This is a genomic window from Candidatus Accumulibacter phosphatis (genome assembly GCF_012939955.1).
Classification (GTDB): Bacteria; Pseudomonadota; Gammaproteobacteria; order Burkholderiales; family Rhodocyclaceae; genus Accumulibacter; species Accumulibacter delftensis.
The window spans coordinates 1-19,294 of the sequence record NZ_SPMY01000058.1 but is presented as its reverse complement, the minus strand read 5'-3'; the positions used below and the strand labels follow the sequence as shown (position 1 = coordinate 19,294).

Below are 19,294 nucleotides of genomic sequence, written 5' to 3'. Positions count from 1 at the left end.
CTTGCGGGAGAAGGGCCGGGGGAAGAGGGAAACGGTCATGACTTTCATGATTTGGGGTGTCTCCACGTGTCATGACCGTTAATGTGAAAGTCGCGAAAGCGACTCACGAACCTCCCTTCTCCCCTTGCGGGAGAAGGGCCGGGGTGAGACGGGGAATTCAGGGAGCATGCTCCCTGCTCGTCGAACGATTCCGGTGTGCAAGCCGGAATGCGCACTGCAAGTGGAGGGGGAAACGGTCATGACCGGCTTAGCCTGGCAGCACCCCGGAACAGCCCTCAGACCGCGAACTGCAGCGCCGCCAGACGCGCGTAGAGACCGCCGCGCTCGATTAGTTCCAGGTGCGTGCCAGCATCGATCAGCTGTCCGTGATCGAGGACGATGATCCGGTCGGCGCGCTGCACGGTCGCCAGGCGGTGGGCGATGACAATCGTCGTGCGCCCGCTCATTGCCGTTTCCAGCGCCGCCTGCACGACGCGCTCGCTTTCCGCGTCGAGGCTGCTCGTCGCTTCGTCGAGCAGGAGCAGCGGCGCGTTCTTGAGGATCGCACGGGCGATGGCGATTCGTTGCCGCTGTCCGCCCGACAGGCGCACGCCGCGCTCACCGACGAAAGTTGCGTAGCCCTCGGGCAGTCGTTGCACGAACTCGTCGACGAAAGCAGCGGCAGCGGCGGCCCTTGTTTCTTCGTCGCTGGCCTCGGGTCGCCCGTAGCGGATGTTGTCTGCGATGCTGCCCGAGAAAATAAGCGCTTCCTGCGGCACCACCGCGATGCGCCGCCGCAGTTCAGCCAGGCGCGGGCAACGCAGGTCGATGCCGTCGATGCGAATGACGCCCTCGCTGACATCGTAAAAGCGCTGCAGCAACTGGAAAACCGTGGTCTTGCCGGCGCCCGAGGGACCGACCAGGGCCACCGTCTCGCCAGCCGCAATCGTCAGATCGAGTCCCTGCAGCACCGGCTGCGCCGGTCGTGAGGGATAGGCGAAGCGCAGCTGCTCGAAAGTGACGCACAGACCGCCGGCTGGCACGGGCAAGACGATCGGCAGCACCGGTTCGGCAATCGGCGAGCGCAGGCTGAGCAATTCCATCAACCGCTCGGTCGCCCCCGAGGCGCGCAGCAACTCGCCCCAGACCTCGGCGAGCACCGCCACGCTGCCGGCGACGAGCATCACGTAGAGCGCCGTCTGGCTCAGCTGACCGGCGCTCATCTCGCCGGCGAGTACCGCCTGCACGCCGCCGTACAAGCCGTAGAGCAGCGAGCCGAAAACGCCGATGATGACAAAGGCGGTGAATGCCGCGCGCGTGCCGGTGCGCCGGATCGAAGTCGCGAAAGCCGTCTCGTTGGCGGCCGAGAAGCGCGCTGCTTCGGCGTCCTCCTGGGTATAGCTCTGGACAATCGAAATGGCGTTGAGAATCTCCCCGGCAATGCCGCTGGTGTCGGCAATGCGGTCCTGGCTGGCGCGCGACAGCTTGCGTACGCGCCGGCTGATGAGCACTGCTGGCAGCACGAACAGAACAATGATGCCGGCGACGCTGAGCATCAGCCGTGGCGTCGTGCTGACCAGCATCGTCAAGCCACCGGCAAAGAGCACGACATTGCGCAGCCCCATGCTGATACTCGAACCGACGGCACTGTGGATCACCGTGGTGTCAGTGGTCAGGCGCGACAACACTTCGCCCGACTTCAGCGTTTCGAAAAATTGCGGGCTCTGTCGGAGCACGTGCGCGTAGACCGCCTGGCGCAGGTCGGTGGTCACTCGCTCGCCGATCCAGCTGACCATGTAGTAGCGAGCGGCGGTGGCGACGCCGAGCACCACAGCCACCGCGAACAAGCCCAGGAAGTGCTCACGAATAGCCAGCAGGCGTTCGCCAAGCTCGCTGCCGGGCGGCAGCGCCAGGCCGCCGTCGACCAGCAATTTGACGGCAAAAGGCAAGCTCAGCGTCGCCGCGGCAGCCAGCAGCAAAAGTAGCAAGGCGAGAGCGATCTGCCGGCCGTAGGGCGCCACAAAGGGCAGCAGAGCGCGCAACGGCCGCAGTCTGAGCGCCGCTGCGCCCTGCTGGGTGCCGCCACCAGTCTCGGCGAGAGCGACCGCGGGCTGCTCGCGGGAGGCCTCCGGCTTCAGCCGAGTAGCCCGCGCAAAACTCCCCAGGCGCCGCCCAGCCCGAGCGCCGCGAAGCAGAGCATCGACAGCACGAAACCCGCGCCGCGCGTCTTCGGATCGTGGGCGTAGGCCAGCGCATACCACACCCGGGCCAGCAGCCAGCCGCCACCGAGCAGCGTTGCCCAGAACGACGACAGGTTCAACGCGAAGACCCACAGCACCGGCAGGAAGGCGACGGTGTTCTCCAGGGTGTTCATCTGAATGCGATAGGCGATCTCGAACTGCGGGTGACCACTGGTCGCCGGCGCCTTGATGCCCCACTTCATCCGGCAACGACCCACGTAGGCCGAGCAGGCGAAGAGCAGCAAGGAGCTGGCGAGAGTAAGCAGGCTGGGGCCGGGGTAGGCATTCATGGTTTCGATCCGTCGGCAGTCAGAGAAAGAGGAATTCAGGGCGGCGCACACTATAACCCGTGAGCATCGTTTCCGGGCCACTCGCGCTGGCGCAGGCCGCTCGCCGGCATCGGCAGCCTGATTCTGCGAGCAAGGATCGCCGCTTTCGCGTAAACTGCGGCAGGTGCGCGGGCCAGTAAATACCAGCAGCCCACCTTGGTCGGCCATCGCCGCAGCGCATGCCCCCCGTCTGGTCGAGCTTTCTGGCGAAATTCCGACGCTCCCGGATGCCTTCATCACTGACCTCTTGTTTACTCCGAAGACAGCACACCCATCGCCCCGATGCGCATGAACAATAAGCCTCTCCTTCACCATGCCCTGACCACAACACTGCTCCTTGTATTGAGCTTTGCCGAACTGCGCGCGGCAGAGGAAGCGGCCAAGAACGATTGGCAGATCGACAATGCGACGCTGACCGTCGTTCCTTCGTTTCAGCAACTGGCCGACGGACACTGGCGGGAACGAACGCCGCGCAACGGCCATACTTTCCTCGAAGTGCGCGGCACTCTTAATGTGGCCGGTGACGGCTCCTTCGGACCACACCGGCTGGCAACGGCCGGGCTGCTGGCGGGCGCGGGCGCGGCGCCGATCGCCGCCAAGCTGCTGGCGGTCGGCGCGAACAGCGGAATTTGCCGCTACCTGCGGGCGCCGATCGGGGCCGGCAACGAAACCACCGCCAAGCTTGGCGATGACAGGGAAATGGCCATTCTGCGCGAGAACAGCGATGACGGCCCCTTGCTTCTCAGAATGCACGCGCGCAGTGTCGAGCTGTGCATGGTTTTCGAGCTGCCGGAGGCGCCGCCGCCATCCTTGCGCTGGAGCTTCGCGCAGCGAACGATGCCGCTCTCGGTCAGCGCCGCGGCAACGAGCAATGCAGCGACCCAGACCACAACGGCAGCGAGCAACAGCGGCCTGGTGGCTTCCGCCGCAGCGGCCGCAGCTTCATTTTCCGTGCCGCCACCATGGCCACGGGCGATCTCCGCGCCGCTACTGTGGTCCGCGCTGGCCCTGGCCGCGCTGGCTCTGCTCGGCGGCATAACCTTGCAACGGCGGTGGCGCCGACGGCGCCTGGCCATCGCTGCCCGCAGTGACGGCCACTCGGAATCCTCTTCGGCGCTGGACATCCCGCGTGTCAGCGCCAAACACCAGCCAAAACACTTTGCCAGCGTCGAACCCGAAGGGGGCGCCGGCCAACTGCAGTTCCATAGCGCCATGGCCGCGCTCAGGCTCGGCGACTGGGAGCAAGCGAACGCACTTTTCGGCGAAGCGATCGCGGCAGGACTGACGCCCACCTTCGAAGCGGGCGCATGGAGTTTGCGCGGCGAGACGATGCTCAATGACCATGACCTCGTTGGCGCAACGAATTGCTACCTGCGCGCGCTGAGCTGTCCCGGGGTGACGGCCGAGGCGGCCCTGCCCGCAGCCAGCCAGCTGGCCGCGATCTACCGCCAGCTCCGCCTGCGGCGGGATGCACAGAAGATGGAAGCTCTGCGAGCGCTGATCAACCCCTTCGCCGACGACATTGGTCCGCAACACCTAGCCTTGATCGCCCGCCTGGCCAAAGAGCTCAAACACAAGAGGCGCACCAGGATACTCGCTCGTCTCGTTCCCTGAGCGCAGCGCGTGGCCCATGTTTATGGGTAAAATGAGCCACTATCATTACCAAGCCATCATTCAGGGGGGTTCGTGTTCGATCAGCCGCGTAGCCCGCTACGCCTCCTCATGCTCGTCGGCACGCTGCTCTTCGGCAGCAGCGGTTGTGATTTGATCAAGGAGAAACTTGGCCTCGAAGAACCCGTCGCCAAGGCAGCCCGACTCTCCGCCGAGGGACAGGCCGTTGGCGGTGGCTGTCGTCAATCGGGGCGAGCCATCGAGGATTGCTACTCGATCTATTCCTGGTTGCCAAAGGCCGCCATCTACGAGGGTTGGCGTGACATGGACAGCTACATGCGCGAGAACAAGCTCGCCACGGTCGAGCCGCAACTACCGCCACCACAGCCTCCAGGTACCAGGAAGAAGAGAAGGCCGCCGCCGACTGACGAAACCGGCGACACGGCGACAGCCGCAGAACGCGACAGGGCGGACGCCGAACCGGTGGCCGCGAAGCCGGCGGGTAGCGCGCATTAATGTGAAAGTCGCGCAAGCGACTCACGAAACTCCCTTCTCCCTTGCGGGAGAAGGGGCAGGGGAAGAGGGAAACGGTCATGACTTTCATGATCTGGGGTGTCTCGATTGTCATGACCGTTAGTCCGCTCACAGGCTGGCCCTTGAGCCCTTGCTGCCGGCTCACGTTGATCTTCGTGCGTGCTCCGTGCATGGCGATGCGGTCAAGCAGGCCCCGCCGGCAGCAGACCTGCGCCATCCTCGTCTATAATCTCGTCACCAAGCGTGCGCCACTACGGTCGGGGCGCGCTGGATGCGCTACACGCAATCGCGACCGCCCACGGATATCAACATCAACCGGCCAGCCAACCAGCAACAAATGCCAGATCATCAGCCGCCGCCAACGCCGGCAAACGACTATCGTGCGCAGGTGCTGCTCGCCAGCAGAAACCTTTTTCAGCAGCGACTCAGGAAAATGGTCAGCGACGCGGGCGGCAACATCGCGGGATGTCTCGACGGCTTCAGCTACGCAGTCGCCAACGCTCACGACGTACTGGTAGCGGCCGAGCCGCTTGACGGCTTCGACCAAGCGGCGAGCCTAACCGCCTCGCGGCTGACGCTGATGGGCGACGACGATCTTGAAGTGGGCATTCGGCTACACGAAATCGCCAGCCACCTGCGCGACGCGGGTGGCCGCGCGCTATGGCGCAGCCGTTCGCTCTACCTGACCTTGCTGGAGCGCTCGACGATGGGGCCCGATGACAACCCGGTCGGTCCGGAAGCGATTTGCGAGGGCCTCGCGGCGATCTGTGCGCAGTATGATGGCGACACCGAGCAGACCTTCACGGTCCTCGACCGAATCGAAGATCTCCTGTGCCAGGGCTTGCCGGCACTGTATGAGGAGATCAACGACTTGCTGACAAAACTGGGCGTCGAGCCGGCGCTGGCGCACTACCCCGGGGTCACTGTCGCGGCGCCCGCCAGGACCGCAGGCGAACAGGCAAGTCGCAGCGATCAGATCGCCAGCAATGCGCTGTTGCTGCTGCAAGACGTTCTGCGTCACCGCAGCGGCTTGCCGCCAGCGCCCGTTGGCGACCATTTTGCGGCGGATGGCCAGGCACCATCGGTAAATCACGAGCTCGACGGCACGGCAACGCTGATGCTGGAGAATTTGCTCGCCCGCCTGACGGCCCTTGAACTGCACTCGGCGTCGGCAGCAGCCGCGGCGGGCGAAAATCAATCGTCAGCGCCAGCTCCGCGCCCACTGAAGTCCAGCGATCTCGATCTGCCGCTGGGCAGGAGCGAGACCCTCACGCTCGACACCATGGCTCTCATCTTCGAAGCCATTTTTGAGTCTGCAGACCTCCCCGACACCGTCAAGGAGATCATCGGCCGCCTGCAGATTCCGCTCCTCAAGCTGGCCATCGTTGACCGCTCGCTGTTTTCCAACAGCGAGCATCCGGCGCGCTTGCTGATCAATCGCATGGCCCGCGCGGCCGTCGGGCTGCCCCGCGACGCGAGCCGGGATGAGCCGCTATGCAAGCGCATCGCAGGCGCAGTGACCACACTCCACAACAGCCAGGAAGGCGGCGACGACGCACTCGGCAAGGCACTCACCGAACTCGAGGCACTGATCGGCGAACGTGACCAGGCGGTTCGCGAGGCAGCTGCCGGCCATATCCGTCTGGTCGTGGCGTATGAGCAGGGGATCACCGCCGAACGGGCGGCCGAAGATTGGCTGCGCGCCAGCCTGGCCCGAACGAGCTCGCCGGAAATCGCCACCTTTCTCGAACGCTATTGGCTGCGGGTGATGGCTGCTGCTGCTCAGGCCGGGGGAACCGATGGTACTCGCTGGCAACAGGACAGCGCCACCGGAGGAGAACTGATCTGGAGCGTGCAGCCGAAACAGACCACCGAAGAACGCAAACACCTGGCCAGTCTGGCGTCGCCACTGATCAAGCGAATCGGCAGGGGGCTTGATGAAATCGGTATTTCACGCGCCGAAAGACTGCCCTTCCTCAACCGTCTGTTTGACCTGCAGACGTCGGCGCTACGCGGCCAGGCGCCGGATGGCAGCAGACCGGCAGGGATGACGCGGCGCCACAGCGGGCCGCGCGGCGACCCGGCGGCCAAGAGCGCAGGGCGCATCCTCGAAAGCGAAGCGCTGCAGGTCCATTACCTGGCAATGCCCGACGAGCAGGAACATGCCGCTCGCGCACGCGCCAGCAGTGGCTGGCAGGTCGGCGACTGGCTGCGCTTCTCCCTGCCCGAGCAGGAACAGGAGCCACTGTGCGGTCTCTGCTGCTGGCAGAGCCCATCGTCGCCAACGGTCGTGCTGTTCAACCCGGCCTGGGGCTACGCCGTTGCCCTGCCGAGCGCGCTACTCGACCAGCAGATGCGAGCCGGCCGCGCACAGGTCGTATCCGGGTTGGCGACCTTCGACAGCGCCACCGAACGCGCCCTGCGTCTGCTCACCTGAGCAAGGCTGACTGAGCGCCACGCCGTGCAAACCGCGCCTCGCTCGCCAGGCACCAGCTGCAGCCCTTGCCCGCGGACGCGCTGCAAATGAATGTATAATCTCGTTTTTCCGCGATCGAGCGTTGACTGTCTTGACTGATCCGAAAGCTGCACCCATACGTTTCACCGACCTCGGCCTGGCCCCCGAGCTGCTGCGCGCCATTGCTGACCAGGGCTATACCGAGCCCACACCGATCCAGGCGCAAGCGATTCCCGTCGTTCTCGCCGGACTGGACCTGATGGGCGGCGCGCAGACCGGCACCGGCAAGACGGCCGCCTTCACCCTGCCACTCCTGCAACGCATTCTCCCGTTCGCCAGCCCGAGCCCTTCGCCAGCCCGCCATCCGGTGCGCGTCCTGATGCTGGCACCGACGCGCGAACTGGCGATCCAGGTGCACGAATCGGTCAAAACCTACAGCAAGCACGTCCCGATCAGGAGTTGCTGCGCTTACGGCGGCGTCGACATCAAGGCGCAAATCGCCGAAATTCGCTGCGGCGTCGAAGTGCTTGTCGCCACCCCTGGCCGCCTGCTCGACCTCGTCGAGCAGAAGTGCCTGCACTTCAACAGCGTCCAGGCGCTGGTCCTCGATGAAGCCGACCGCATGCTGGATATGGGTTTCATCCCCGATGTGACCCGAATCATCAACATGCTGCCGAAGCAACGCCAGAGCCTCCTCTTCTCGGCGACTTTTTCCGAAGAGATCAAGAAGCTGGCCGACAAGATGCTGAAGGCGCCGGAACTGATCGAAGTTGCCCAGCGCAACACAGTCTCCGAGACCATCACCCACCGCGTCCACCCGGTGGCCAGCGAAGCCAAGCGTGCGCTGCTGGTGAAACTCCTGCGTTCGTCGGATTTCAATCAGGTCCTGGTCTTCACCCGCACCAAGCTGGAAACCAACCGTCTCGCCCGCGAACTGCAGCGCGCCGGAATTGCTGCCGATTCGATCCACGGCGACAAGAGCCAACTGGAGCGCCTAAAGGCGCTGGAAGCTTTCAAGGATGGTACGGTACTGGTCCTGGTGGCCACCGACGTCGCCGCCCGCGGCCTCGATATCGACGAGTTGCCGCACGTCATCAACTTTGAAATACCGCGCACGCCAGAAGACTACATCCACCGCATTGGCCGCACCGGCCGCGCCGGCAAGGCCGGCACGGCGATTTCTCTGGTCTCGGCCAGTGAGGTGCCGTACCTGGTCGACATTGAGAAACTGATCAAGATCAAGGTCGAGCAAGTGATCATCGCCGGCTTCGAGCCAGAATACGATTACACCTACCCACCTGGCGACAAACATCGTCATCGCCGCAGTCCGGCAGCGCCGTCGCCGGCGCCAGTTTCGCCGGAGGCAGCGCGCAGCGAACGCTCCGCCGAGCGTAGTCCGCCCCGCAAGAGCGTGAGCAAGCACAGCGCTGGCCGCCGGCCGAGCCATATCGCGGCCGATGGCTTCGACTTCAGCAAGCCCTACGAAAGCGCCGAACCGCAGCCGATTGCGGCAGCGGTCGACGGCGACCCCACGAAAACGCCGGGCCGCGCCGAGCATCCGCACAAGCGGCGCCGTGCGGTAGCCGCCTTACTTGGCGGCCTTGGCCGCGAGTGAACTGGCTGAACCGGCGGCGCCGGAAATAGCCGGCGGCGCATCAATCAACTTGAGAATCGCCAGCGAGATATTGTCGCCATCACCGTTGCCCATCGCGCGGGCGCGGTCAATCAGCAATTCGGAGGCTTCCCGCGCCGATGATGCGCCATCAATCACCCACGCCAGTTCCTGATCGGTGAAATAGCCCCACAGACCATCCGAGCAGAGCAGAAAAGTATCGCCGGCCTGCAGATCCTCGGCCTCACCGAAAGCGATCTTGGGGGCCTCGACGCCGCCCAGCGAAGTCAGCAGGATGTTCCGGTGCGGATGAACCAGGGCCTGCTCAGGCGTCACCCTGCCCTGCACCACCAATTGTCCGACGTAGGAATGATCGGTGCTGCGAAAGACCAGGCTGTCGCCGTGAAAACGGTAGAAGCGACTATCCCCGCAGTGCGCCCAGCTCATCTTTCCAGGTTGCAGCAGCAGCATCACTGCCGTGCTGTGCGGGTCTTTCTCATTGATGAAACGCGACGCCTTGATCAGCATATGCGCTTCGTTGATGCTCGACTCCAGCAGCACCCGCGCTGATTCCGAACGCGCCGAAAAGCGCTCGAGGTTGTCGCGCGCCGTGTGCACCACCTGTTGCGCGGCGAGCACGCCACCGGTATGGCCACCCATGCCGTCGGCGACTACTGCCAGTGCGACGCCACCACCGCGAGGATGTGGCAGGATCGCCACCCGGTCCTGCTGCTCGCGACGATCCCCCTGGTGCTGGGCCACGCAGGCATCGATTGAAATTGGCATTGATATGACTTTCGACTTTCCGTGCCGCCACATACCGCCGTCCTGCGCCGGGCTGCCTGCCGAGGGCGAGCAAACTGGCGGAGCAAGCGTAGATCGGCGCTGTTGTTCTAGAGGATCACCCGGCGAAGTTCGCTCGGGCGCGGCAAGTGACTGCTGTGATCTGGATGGCGCTCGATATAGACGCGATGAGCGGCCACCACCAGGGTGTGCACCTCGTCGCTGCTCAGCGCCGGGAAATTCTCGCGCAGCAGACGATAAGCCAGGAGTTCGAGCGACTGCCCGGCCCAGCCCTGCTGTGGATCGAAAAACGGCTCGATCATCACGAAGGCGGCCTCGAAAGCCGCCCGCAGATCGAGCTTGCGCCGCCGCTCCGGCACTGCCGCCGCTGATCGTTCAAGCCCTTCGCTCAAGTCCTTACCCTTCCGGGCCTCCCCTGCTATCGGCTTCTCGCGCCCGCAGGACGCGCCGTTGTACCTTGCCGGTAGTGGTCATCGGCAAGACCTCGACGAATTCTATCGCTTTCGGTGTCTCGTAGGGAGCCAGATGCTGGCGCACCTGCTGCTGCAATTGCTCGACCAGAGCCGGCGACCCGACCCCCCCCCGGCTGCAAGACGACAAACGCCTTGACCAGCGTGCCGCGCAGCGCGTCGGGGATACCAATGACTGCGCAATTGGCGACCGCCGGATGTTTGAGCAGGCAGTTCTCGATTTCGGCCGGGCCAATGCGGTAGCCGCCGCTATTGAAGACGTCGTCGGCGCGTCCCTGGTACCACAGGTCGCCGTCCGCGTCGATTTTCGCCAGATCGCCGGTCAGCCCCCAGCCGTCGCCAACGAACTTCTCGGCCGTCGCCTGCGCATTCTGCCAATAGCCGAGCATGATCACCGGGTCCTGTTCACCGTTGCAACGGCGATGCACGGCCACTTCGCCGAGTTCGCCGGCCGGCAGGACCCTGCCTTGCGCATCGACGACGGCCACGCAGTGCCCCGGATACGCGCGCCCCATGGCGCCGGGCCTGGCCGGCCAACGCGACGCACAATTGCCGACGACGTAGTTCATTTCGGTCTGTCCGAACATCTCGTTGATGGTCACCCCCAGCTTTTCCTGCGCCCAGTGAAAAACAGCCTCCCCGACCGGTTCGCCAGCACTCATGATGCTGCGCAGATCGAGGTCATACTGTGCGCGCGGCTCTGGTACGGCCTTCATCATCATCTTCAAGGCGGTTGGAAAGAGAAAGCTGTTGCGAATGCCGTACTTCTCGATCAGCGAGAACGCCTTGCCGGGGTCGAAACGGCCCTTGTACGCGAGCAGGGGCATTCCGAAGTGCCAGGTCGGCAAGAGCACGTCCCACAGACCGCCGGTCCACGCCCAGTCGGCCGGCGACCAGAACATGTCGCCTGACTGTGGGAAAAAATCATGCGAGCAGACGAAGCCACTGAGGTTGCCAAGCAAAGTCCGGTGCGCCATCAGCGCACCCTTCGGCTTGCCGGTGGTACCACTGGTGTAGATGATCATCGCCGCATCGTCGGCGGCGGTGAGCGCCGGCGTGTAGCGTGGTGAGGCGTGCTCGAGGACTTCCGCCCACGGCTTGACGCCGTTGCCGAGCGCCGCACCAACGCCGATCACGTGCCGCAATTGCGGCAGGCGGTCGCGCAAGGCCAGCAACTTCGGCAGCGAACTGTCATCGACGATGGCGACGTGCGCGGCCGAGTCGCCAAGCCGGAATTCCAGCGCGTCCGGCCCAAACAGATGCGACAGCGGTACCGCCAGCGCGCCCATCTGATAGATGGCGACATGCGCGATCGCCGTTTCCGGGCATTGCGGCAGGAGGATCGCGACACGATCGCCGGCCAGCGTCCCGAGGGCGGCCAGGACATTGGCCAGACGGTTGGCTTGGCGTTGAATGTCCCAGAAAGTATGCGCCGACGTGAAGCCGCTCTCGTCCTCGTAGTACAGCGCAAAGCGACTGCGATCCGGAGCCCAGCGGCCACAGACAGCGACCGCGATATTGAACTTCTCCGGCACCTGCCAGCGAAAATTCTCGGCAAGTGCCGCGTAGTCGCCGCGCAGACTATTGATTTCCATGGCTTCCCCGTTTCGCCAGCGACCCCCGCCGGGCGGTCTGTTTCAGGCGCCGCCGCTCAAACGCTCGTCGATCAGCTCGATCCAGTGCCGCACCGGCATCTTGCTGCCACTTTGCAGATGCGTCTGACAGCCGATATTGGCCGTCACCATCACCGCCGGCGAACCGGCGCGCATGGCCGCCAGCTTGTTGTCGCGCAACTGCCCGGCCAGCACCGGCTGACTGATCGAATAGGTTCCCGCCGAGCCGCAGCACAGGTGCGGATCGGCCACCGGCGAAAGCTGATAACCGGCGGCCGTGAGCAACGCCTCGACGACGCCGCGAATCTTTTGCGCGTGTTGTAGCGTGCAGGGCGAGTGGAAAGCCACGCGCTGACCGCTGTCGGCACCGGCCCGGCGCAGCAAGGCGGCCAGCGGCTCCTGCTCGGCGGCCAGCACTTCCGAAGCGTCGCGGGTCATGGCGGCGATGCGCGCGGCCTTGTCGGCGTAGAGCGGATCGTCTTTCAGCAAGTGACCGTACTCCCGCACATGCTCGCCACATCCGGAAGCGGTCATTACGAAGCCCTCGACGCGGCCGCTCTCGACGTCCGGCCACCAGGCATCGATCACCTGGCGCATGTCGTCGAGCGCCTTCGCCTGCGCGTGCAGGTGGTAGCGCAGCGCACCGCAGCAGTTGGCCGCCGGCGCCTCGATCAACTCGATGCCCAGGCGGTCGAGAACCCGCGCCGTCGCGGCATTGGTATTCGGCGTCAGGATCGGCTGCACGCAACCGGCAAGGGCAATCATTCGTCGCCGGTGCCCGCTGCTCCGCGGCCACGGCCTGGCAGCGCCGCCGGCCGGCATCGGCACTTTTTCGGCCAGCACCGCCGGCAACAGCGGACGCAGCAACTGGCCGATGGCCACTGCCGGCTTGAAGATCCAGCGCCGCGGCAGCGCTTCGCAGAGCAGGAAACGCAGCGCGCGTACCGCCAGCGGCCGCGGCACACGCTCTTCCACGACTTCACGGCCGATTTCGAGCAGGCGATGATAGCGCACGCCCGACGGACAGGTCGTCTCGCAGGAGCGACAACTCAGGCAGCGATCAAGGTGCAGCTGGGTCGTTTCCGTCACCGGCTGCCCTTCGAGCATCTGTTTGATCAGATAGATACGCCCGCGCGGCCCGTCGAGTTCGTCACCGAGCAACTGGAAAGTCGGGCAGGTCGCGGTACAGAAACCGCAGTGTACACAGCTGCGCAGAATCGCGTCGGCCTCGCGCCCGGCAGGCGTGTCCTTGATGAAATCGGCAAGATTGGTTTGCATGGTCAGCGAACTCTCATAGTCCCGGATACATCCGGCCGCGGTTGAAAACACCTTGCGGATCGAAGGCGTGTTTCAGATTGCGATGAATTCGCAACAGCGGTGGCGACAGTGGCTGGAAGACGCCCTGCTCGGTTTTCACGGCGTCGTCCGCGCGAAACAGGGTCGCGTGCCCGCCGGCCCTGGCCGCCGCGGCGCGGATCGCTCCTCCATCACCTGCACGCAACCAGCGTTGGGCGCCACCCCACTCGATTAGCGTCGGGCCGGGCAGCGCCTGCGGCGGCGCCACGGACGGCAGCGACAAACGCCACAAGGGCGCATCACCGGCAAAGAAGGCGTGCGTCTGCTCGCGCAGCGACTGCCAGAACTCTGCCGCCAGGCCATCGGCCAGCTCCTCGCCACCGAGATGCCGCTGCGCGGCGGCCAGCGCAGCGGCGGCCCCGGAAAGGCGCAGCGTCAGCACTCCATCCTGCCAGGCCGAAGCCGAAATCGGCAGCGGCCGGCCACCCCACTCGTTGAGCTTGCGCAGCGCCGCGCCCTCGTCGATGGCAAAACGCAGACTCTTCTCGGCCACCGGCAGCGGCAGCACTTTGAGCGATACTTCGAGCACGAGGCCGAGCGTGCCCAGGCTGCCGGCCAGCAAACGGGAAACGTCGTAGCCGGCGACATTCTTCATGACCTGGCCGCCAAAGGAGAGCACTTCGCCAGAACCGTTCAAAAGCTTGGCGCCGAGAACGTAATCGCGCAGGGCACCGACGGCCTGCCGGCGCGGTCCCGAGAGGCCCGCGGCGAACATGCCGCCGACCGTCGCCGCCGGCCCGAAGTGCGGCGGCTCGAAGGGCAGCCACTGGCCCTTCTCGGCAAGCGTCGCCGCCAGTTCGCGCAGTGGCGTGCCGGTGCGCGCGGTGACCACCAGTTCGGTCGGTTCGTAGGCGACAATGCCGCGGTAGCCGCCGACCTCAAGCATGCCTTCCTTCTCGCCCTGCTCCGGGCAACCATAAAAGAGCTTGCTGCCGCCGCCACGAATTGACAGGCTACGGCCGGCACTTGCCGCGTCGGCGATGCGAGTCATCCAGTCATCGATCAATCCTTCCATCACAAGCTCGGCGAAGTGGTGGCGCTGCCGGCGCGGGCCAGCGTGTACTCACGGCAGCGGGCAAGCGTCGGAACGCCCTTGCCGGGGTTGAGCAATCCGTGCTCGTCGAAAGCCGCTTTCAGCCGGTGGAAAGCAGCGATTTCGGCCAGGCTGAACTGCTCGGCCATGATGTCGACTTTTTCGATACCGACACCGTGCTCGCCGGTGATGGTGCCACCGAACCTCACCGACAGTTCAAGAATCTCGGCGCCGAAAGCAACCGCTCGCTCGAGTTCTCCCGGCTGATTGGCGTCGTACATGATCAGCGGATGCAGGTTGCCGTCACCGGCGTGAAAGACGTTGGCACAACGCAAGGCGTATCTTTCCGACAGGCTGTTGATCGCTTCCAGCATCTCGGCCAGGCGCTTGCGCGGAATCGTCCCGTCCATGCACAGGTAGTCGGGAGTCATCCGCCCCACCGCCGGAAACGCCGCCTTGCGCCCGGCCCAGAACTTCAGTCGCTCGGCTTCATCCTGCGAAACGCGAATCCCCGCAGCGCCGCTTTTCTCGAGCACAGCCGTCATGCGAGCGATTTCTTCGGCCACTTCCTCGGGCGTCCCGTCCGACTCGCAGAGCAGGATGGCTTCGGCGTCCATGTCGTAGCCCGCGTTGACGTAGGGCTCGACGGCGTGAATCGCCTTCTTGTCCATCATTTCCAGCCCGGCCGGGATGATGCCGGCGGCGATGATGCTGGCCACCGCATCACCGGCCTGGCGCACATTGCCAAAGGAAGCAATCACCACCTGCGCCAGTTCGGGCTTCGGTGTCAGTTTGACGGTCACCTCGGTGATCATCGCCAGCAAGCCTTCCGAACCGTTCATCAGCGCCAGCAGGTCATAGCCCGGCGCATCCAGCGCCGCGTTGCCGAATTCGACGATCTCGCCCTCGATGCTCAGGCCACGCACGCGCATGACGTTGTGGACCGTCAAGCCGTACTTCAGGCAATGCACGCCACCGGCGTTCTCGGCGACGTTGCCACCGATGGTGCAGGCGATCTGCGAAGAAGGATCGGGCGCGTAGTAGAGCGCGTGCGGCGCCGCCGCTTCGGAGACCGACAGATTGCGCACTCCCGGCTGGACAACCGCGGTCCGCGACAGCGGATCGACGCTGATGATTTTCTTGAGCTTGGCCAACGAGACGAGAACGCCGTCACGGTGCGGCGTCGCCCCTCCCGAGAGACCGGTCGCCGCACCGCGTGCCACCACCGGCACTTTCAGCTCATAACAGATCTTGAGGATCGCCTGCGCCTGCGCTTCGTCCGCCGGCAGCGCCACGATCAAGGGCAATTGCCGATAGGCGGTGAGGCCATCGCAATCGTAAGGGCGCATCTCTTCTTCCTCGACCAGCAGCGCCTGCGCTGGCAAGACCGCACGCAGACGCTCGACCAAGGCCAGCCGGTCAACCGTGAACCGCTGTTCGGCCACGCTACTTTCGATGCTCATCTCGATTTCCTCGAAGGTTCATCAAATCAGGAAATGCTTGACTGCGTGCTGACCAGATCCGCGGCCAGCTCGAACCCGACGCGGCGGGCAGCGCAACGCACGTGCTCATGGGCATGGCGGCGTGCGCGCCCCGGATCGCCAGCGGCAACAGCCGCGAAGATCAAACGGTGCTCGGCCTGCGCCTCCTGCGGCAAGGCGCCGTTGCGGCCGGGCATGGTCCACGCCAGGCGACGCGACTCGGAAAAATGCCGGCCAAGGAATTCCAGCAGGCGATGCGTGTAACTGTTATGGGTGGCGGCAGCAATTGCCAGATGAAAATCGTCGTCGGCTTCGGAGCCATCGCTGCCACTGGCCAGCGCGTCGTCCATGGCCTTCAGGAAACACTCGATGGCGGCGATGTCGGCGGGCAGACGACGGCGCGCGGCCAGCTCGGCAATCGAGCTTTCGACCATCGCCCGCAACTCGAAAATCTCGCGCAGCTCGAGCAGCGCCGGACCATCTCCCTGCCAGAAGCGAAAATTCAGGCTTTTCGGGACCAGGGCGACAAAAGCACCGGCTCCCTGCCGGGTCTCGACGCGACCATCCGCCTTGAGACGTGCCACCGCTTCCCGGATCACTGCACGACTGACGCCGAAAGTCTCGGCCAGTGCTTTCTCGACCGGCAACTGCGCACCCGGTTTGATCTCGCCGCGCGCGATCTGCCCTTCCAGGGCGATCGATACTTCCTCGCTCAAGCGCGGCCGACGAACAATTCTCTTCAGCTCATTGGTAAGCATAAGAACCCGGTTGTCTGACAACTTGGCTGCAGCATACTACAAGCGGCGTGCGATGCAATGCCAGCCCTTGCCGGCAGCGCTCGCAGCTTATCAGCACACGCCTGTTGAGCCTTGTCGAAGGCCACCGAAGCAATGCCGTTCGCGTACTCGGGGAGCAAGCCCGGTGGATCATTGTTGCTTTGCTGTTACAATCAGCCGCTCGCTGCGCCGCTGCCCGATCCGTCTGCAAACCACAGCCCGCAGCGGCCGAACGAACCGTCGAGGGAACAGAATGTCTGCCATCATTAGCCATCTGAATCGCGTCTTGCCCGGCGTAATGCCGCTGCTCAGGTATCGCGCCGCCGACTGGCCGCACGATATCCGAGCCGGCCTGTCGGTGGCCGCGGTGGCCATCCCGATTGCCATCGCCTATGCGCAACTGGCCGGTTTCAGCCCTTCCACCGGCTTGTACGCCTCGATCCTGCCGATGGTCGTCTACGCCTTCGCCGGCACCTCGCGGCAATTGATCATCGGTCCCGACGCCGCGACCTGCGCGATGCTGGCGGCAGTGATTGCGCCTCTGGCGGCGAGCAACAGTGGCCTCTACCTCTCCTACAGCATCGTGCTGACGCTGCTCACCGGCCTCTTCTGTCTGTCGGCGAGCTTTCTTCGCCTGGGCGGCCTGGCCGATTTTCTGGCCCGACCGATCATCATCGGCCTGCTCAACGGCGTCTCCCTGACGATCATGATCGGTCAGGTCGGCAAAGTGCTCGGCAGCACGCCGGAGGCCAGCCGCTTCTTCAAACAGCTCATGGAGATTCCGCACCTGGTGGTCACCGCCCACTGGCCAACCGTCGTCCTGTCGATCTGCTGCGCGGCGGTGATGTTCTTCCTGCCACGCTACACGAAAGTGGTTCCGGCGTCGCTGGTTACCATGGCCCTGGCCGGCCTGGCCGCTTTTCTGTTTGGGCTCGACGATTACGGGGTGGCGCTGATCGGTCCGGTGGCTGCCGGCCTGCCTGACCTGGTGATACCCGAACTGCACCTCGACGTCGTCGGCGAACTGGCCGCTTCGGCTGCCGGCCTGGCCCTGGTCCTGTTTACCAGCGGCATGCTCACGGCGCGCAGCTTCGCCGAACGCAACGGCTACGACATCGATGTGGACCGCGAATTTGCCGCCTTCGGCCTGGCCAACATCGTCTCGGCGCTGTCACAGGGCTTCGCCGTCACCGGCGCCGATTCGCGGACCGCGGTCAGTGACGCCAACGGCGGCCGCACGCAGATGGTCAGCATCGTCGCCGCACTGGCGATTTCCCTGCTGCTGCTGGTCGGCACGGGCTCGCTGGCCTGGCTGCCGATCCCTGCATTGGGCGTCGTGCTGCTCTTCGCCTCTTGGCACCTGCTCGATTTCCAGGTCTTCAAGCGCTACCAACTGATCGAGCGCTCGGCGGTGGTCCTCGGGGTGATCACCATGCTCGGGGTGCTCGCCTTCGGGGCGATCAAGGCCATCATGCTGGCCGTGACCCTGGCCCTGCTGATGTTCATCCGCAAGGTCGCGCGCCCGGACTGCGAAGAACTGGTCAATGTTCGCGGGCGGTCGGGGCTTTACAACCACAAGCTGTTTCCCGACGCGGCGACGATCGACGGACTGCTGCTCTTGCGCTTCTGTGGTCCGCTGGTCTTCTTCAATGCCAATCATTTCCGCGCCGAAGTGCATCGGGCGATCGCCCGCCAGTCAGCGCCCGTCGAACGTGTGGTGCTGGACATGATCGCCATGACCGACGTCGATATCACCGGCATCGACACCCTGGGGCGGCTCGACAGCGAACTGGCGGCAAAGAACATCACCCTCGTTCTAGCCGGCCGACAGGTCGAGTTCGAGCAATGGCTGCAGACCACCAAACACCCCGACGCTGCACTTCGCCAACGCGCTTTCCCGACCATGCGCCAGGCGGTTCGTCATTGGCGTGGTCGAAACGGCGCGCGCAGCAGCGTCGACGAGGCCGAGGACACCCGCGGATCGGCGGACGCGCCAGCGCCCGTGCCGGCGGAAACTGTAGAGGCTGCGCTGGAGATGGCGGCAGCAGCGCAGCCCCCTGTCGAGCCAAAGGCACAATAGACGGCCGGCCTTCACCAGCGGCCGGCTGACCGACGTTCAGCCGGCCTTTTCGTTTTCCAGAGCCTTGGAAGTAATGTGTTCGTACAGCCCCATCAGTCTGGCCGCCAGCGCGTGATATTCCGGATGCCGCGCGACCATCGGCTTCAGGTCCTCGGTATCGGCAAACACGCGCTCGAGAAACGCGATGTCCATGTCGTCAAGCTTGGCGCCAGCATCGACCTTCTCTTTCAGGTCTATGGCGCGTGGCAAGCGCTCATTTTCCAGACGCTCCAACACCACAGCCGCCAGTCCTTTGTCATCCGCTTCTTGACTCATCGCTCGTTCCTTCTTCAATTGTGGCGCCGACGTGGCCACTTCAGTCAGGGATGATGCCAGCTCTGTCGAACAGAAGGCAAGCGCTGCCCGCCGCCGCGGCGGGCAGGCACGGCAGCGCAAGGCCCCGCCCCGAGAAAATACCCGGCCGGCGATCGCGTGGATCACACGCCGTTACACAACAGGGACAGAGCTTCAACAGATCATCGACGGGCAATTCGCTACTCTTCGTCCTGTCGCTGCCGCACTCCCCTCCCCCCTCCCCCACGCGGCAGTGATCGAAGTACCCGGCCCGCCCAGACTCTCCCTCTGTGCGGGCCGCTCCCTTTCTGGCAAGCTGTACAGTGATCAACCGCCTGGCCAGCGGCGGCCAGGTCGCCGGGAAAGGCGCCGCAACGTGCAGGCAAGAGAAGCTGGACCCCGCTAGCGGTCATGACTTGTCGAGATACCCCGGATGATGAAAGCCATGACCGTTTCCCCCTCTTCCCCCGGCCCTTCTCCCGCAAGGGAGAAGGGAGTTTTCGTGAGTCGCTGGCGCGACTTTCACATTAACGGTCATGACACGTGGAGACACCCCAAATCATGAAAGTCATGACCGTTTCCCTCTTC

General features: G+C 64.7%; 14 protein-coding genes and 1 pseudogene. 5 read left to right on the top strand and 10 right to left on the bottom strand.

Annotated features, from left to right (window positions below):
- Positions 1 to 275 precede the first annotated feature (275 nt).
- Positions 276 to 2,021, bottom strand: a complete 1,746-nt coding sequence (locus tag E4Q23_RS18375) for an ABC transporter transmembrane domain-containing protein (protein ID WP_248595564.1) — start codon at positions 2,019 to 2,021, stop codon at positions 276 to 278.
- Between the two features lie 92 nt (positions 2,022 to 2,113).
- Positions 2,114 to 2,509, bottom strand: a complete 396-nt coding sequence (locus E4Q23_RS18370; RefSeq protein ID WP_169067988.1) for an MAPEG family protein — start codon at positions 2,507 to 2,509, stop codon at positions 2,114 to 2,116.
- 327 nt (positions 2,510 to 2,836) lie between these two features.
- Here E4Q23_RS18370 and E4Q23_RS18365 point away from each other — a divergent pair, with 327 nt between their 5' ends.
- The 4 genes from E4Q23_RS18365 to E4Q23_RS18350 all read left to right on the top strand — a co-directional run bounded on the left by E4Q23_RS18365 (position 2,837) and on the right by E4Q23_RS18350 (position 8,763).
- Entirely contained in the window at positions 2,837 to 4,162 is a 1,326-nt protein-coding gene (locus E4Q23_RS18365) for a hypothetical protein (RefSeq protein WP_169067987.1), read from the top strand.
- A gap of 72 nt (positions 4,163 to 4,234) precedes the next feature.
- Positions 4,235 to 4,675 (top strand): hypothetical protein, encoded by a 441-nt coding sequence (locus E4Q23_RS18360; RefSeq protein WP_211203831.1) that lies wholly within the window; start codon positions 4,235 to 4,237, stop codon positions 4,673 to 4,675.
- Between the two features lie 289 nt (positions 4,676 to 4,964).
- The gene (locus E4Q23_RS18355) at positions 4,965 to 7,130 is read left to right on the top strand and encodes a DUF1631 family protein (protein WP_169067986.1); all 2,166 of its coding nucleotides are present in this window, start codon (positions 4,965 to 4,967) and stop codon (positions 7,128 to 7,130) included.
- Positions 7,131 to 7,284: 154 nt separating this feature from the next.
- Positions 7,285 to 8,763: a DEAD/DEAH box helicase gene (locus E4Q23_RS18350; protein WP_169067989.1), complete on the top strand. Its 1,479-nt coding sequence runs from the start codon at positions 7,285 to 7,287 to the stop codon at positions 8,761 to 8,763.
- Here the strand turns inward: E4Q23_RS18350 and E4Q23_RS18345 are convergent.
- From E4Q23_RS18345 to E4Q23_RS18315, 7 genes and pseudogenes are all read right to left on the bottom strand, one after another.
- The gene (locus E4Q23_RS18345) at positions 8,737 to 9,546 is read right to left on the bottom strand and encodes a PP2C family protein-serine/threonine phosphatase (protein WP_169067985.1); all 810 of its coding nucleotides are present in this window, start codon (positions 9,544 to 9,546) and stop codon (positions 8,737 to 8,739) included. The genes E4Q23_RS18350 and E4Q23_RS18345 overlap by 27 nt on opposite strands.
- A gap of 107 nt (positions 9,547 to 9,653) precedes the next feature.
- A complete protein-coding gene (locus tag E4Q23_RS18340) occupies positions 9,654 to 9,956 on the bottom strand; it encodes a hypothetical protein (RefSeq protein WP_169067984.1) in 303 nt (100 codons plus the stop codon).
- Positions 9,957 to 9,960: 4 nt separating this feature from the next.
- Positions 9,961 to 11,629 (bottom strand): annotated as a pseudogene (locus tag E4Q23_RS18335) (acyl-CoA synthetase).
- Positions 11,630 to 11,671: 42 nt separating this feature from the next.
- Positions 11,672 to 12,925: a glycolate oxidase subunit GlcF gene (gene glcF / locus E4Q23_RS18330; protein WP_169067983.1), complete on the bottom strand. Its 1,254-nt coding sequence runs from the start codon at positions 12,923 to 12,925 to the stop codon at positions 11,672 to 11,674.
- Positions 12,926 to 12,938: 13 nt separating this feature from the next.
- Positions 12,939 to 14,018, bottom strand: coding sequence for a glycolate oxidase subunit GlcE (glcE, locus tag E4Q23_RS18325; RefSeq protein ID WP_169067982.1), 1,080 nt, complete (start codon positions 14,016 to 14,018; stop codon positions 12,939 to 12,941).
- Positions 14,018 to 15,499, bottom strand: a complete 1,482-nt coding sequence (locus tag E4Q23_RS18320; RefSeq protein WP_169067981.1) for an FAD-linked oxidase C-terminal domain-containing protein — start codon at positions 15,497 to 15,499, stop codon at positions 14,018 to 14,020. Before E4Q23_RS18320 ends, glcE begins: the two co-directional genes overlap by 1 nt.
- A gap of 26 nt (positions 15,500 to 15,525) precedes the next feature.
- Positions 15,526 to 16,275, bottom strand: coding sequence for a FadR/GntR family transcriptional regulator (locus E4Q23_RS18315; protein WP_169067980.1), 750 nt, complete (start codon positions 16,273 to 16,275; stop codon positions 15,526 to 15,528).
- Positions 16,276 to 16,546: 271 nt separating this feature from the next.
- On the opposite strand from E4Q23_RS18315, the gene E4Q23_RS18310 reads away from it, so the two are divergent.
- Positions 16,547 to 18,373: a SulP family inorganic anion transporter gene (locus E4Q23_RS18310; protein ID WP_169067979.1), complete on the top strand. Its 1,827-nt coding sequence runs from the start codon at positions 16,547 to 16,549 to the stop codon at positions 18,371 to 18,373.
- A gap of 36 nt (positions 18,374 to 18,409) precedes the next feature.
- Here E4Q23_RS18310 and E4Q23_RS18305 read toward each other — a convergent pair whose 3' ends face one another.
- Entirely contained in the window at positions 18,410 to 18,688 is a 279-nt protein-coding gene (locus E4Q23_RS18305; protein WP_169067978.1) for a hypothetical protein, read from the bottom strand.
- Positions 18,689 to 19,294: the final 606 nt, after the last annotated feature.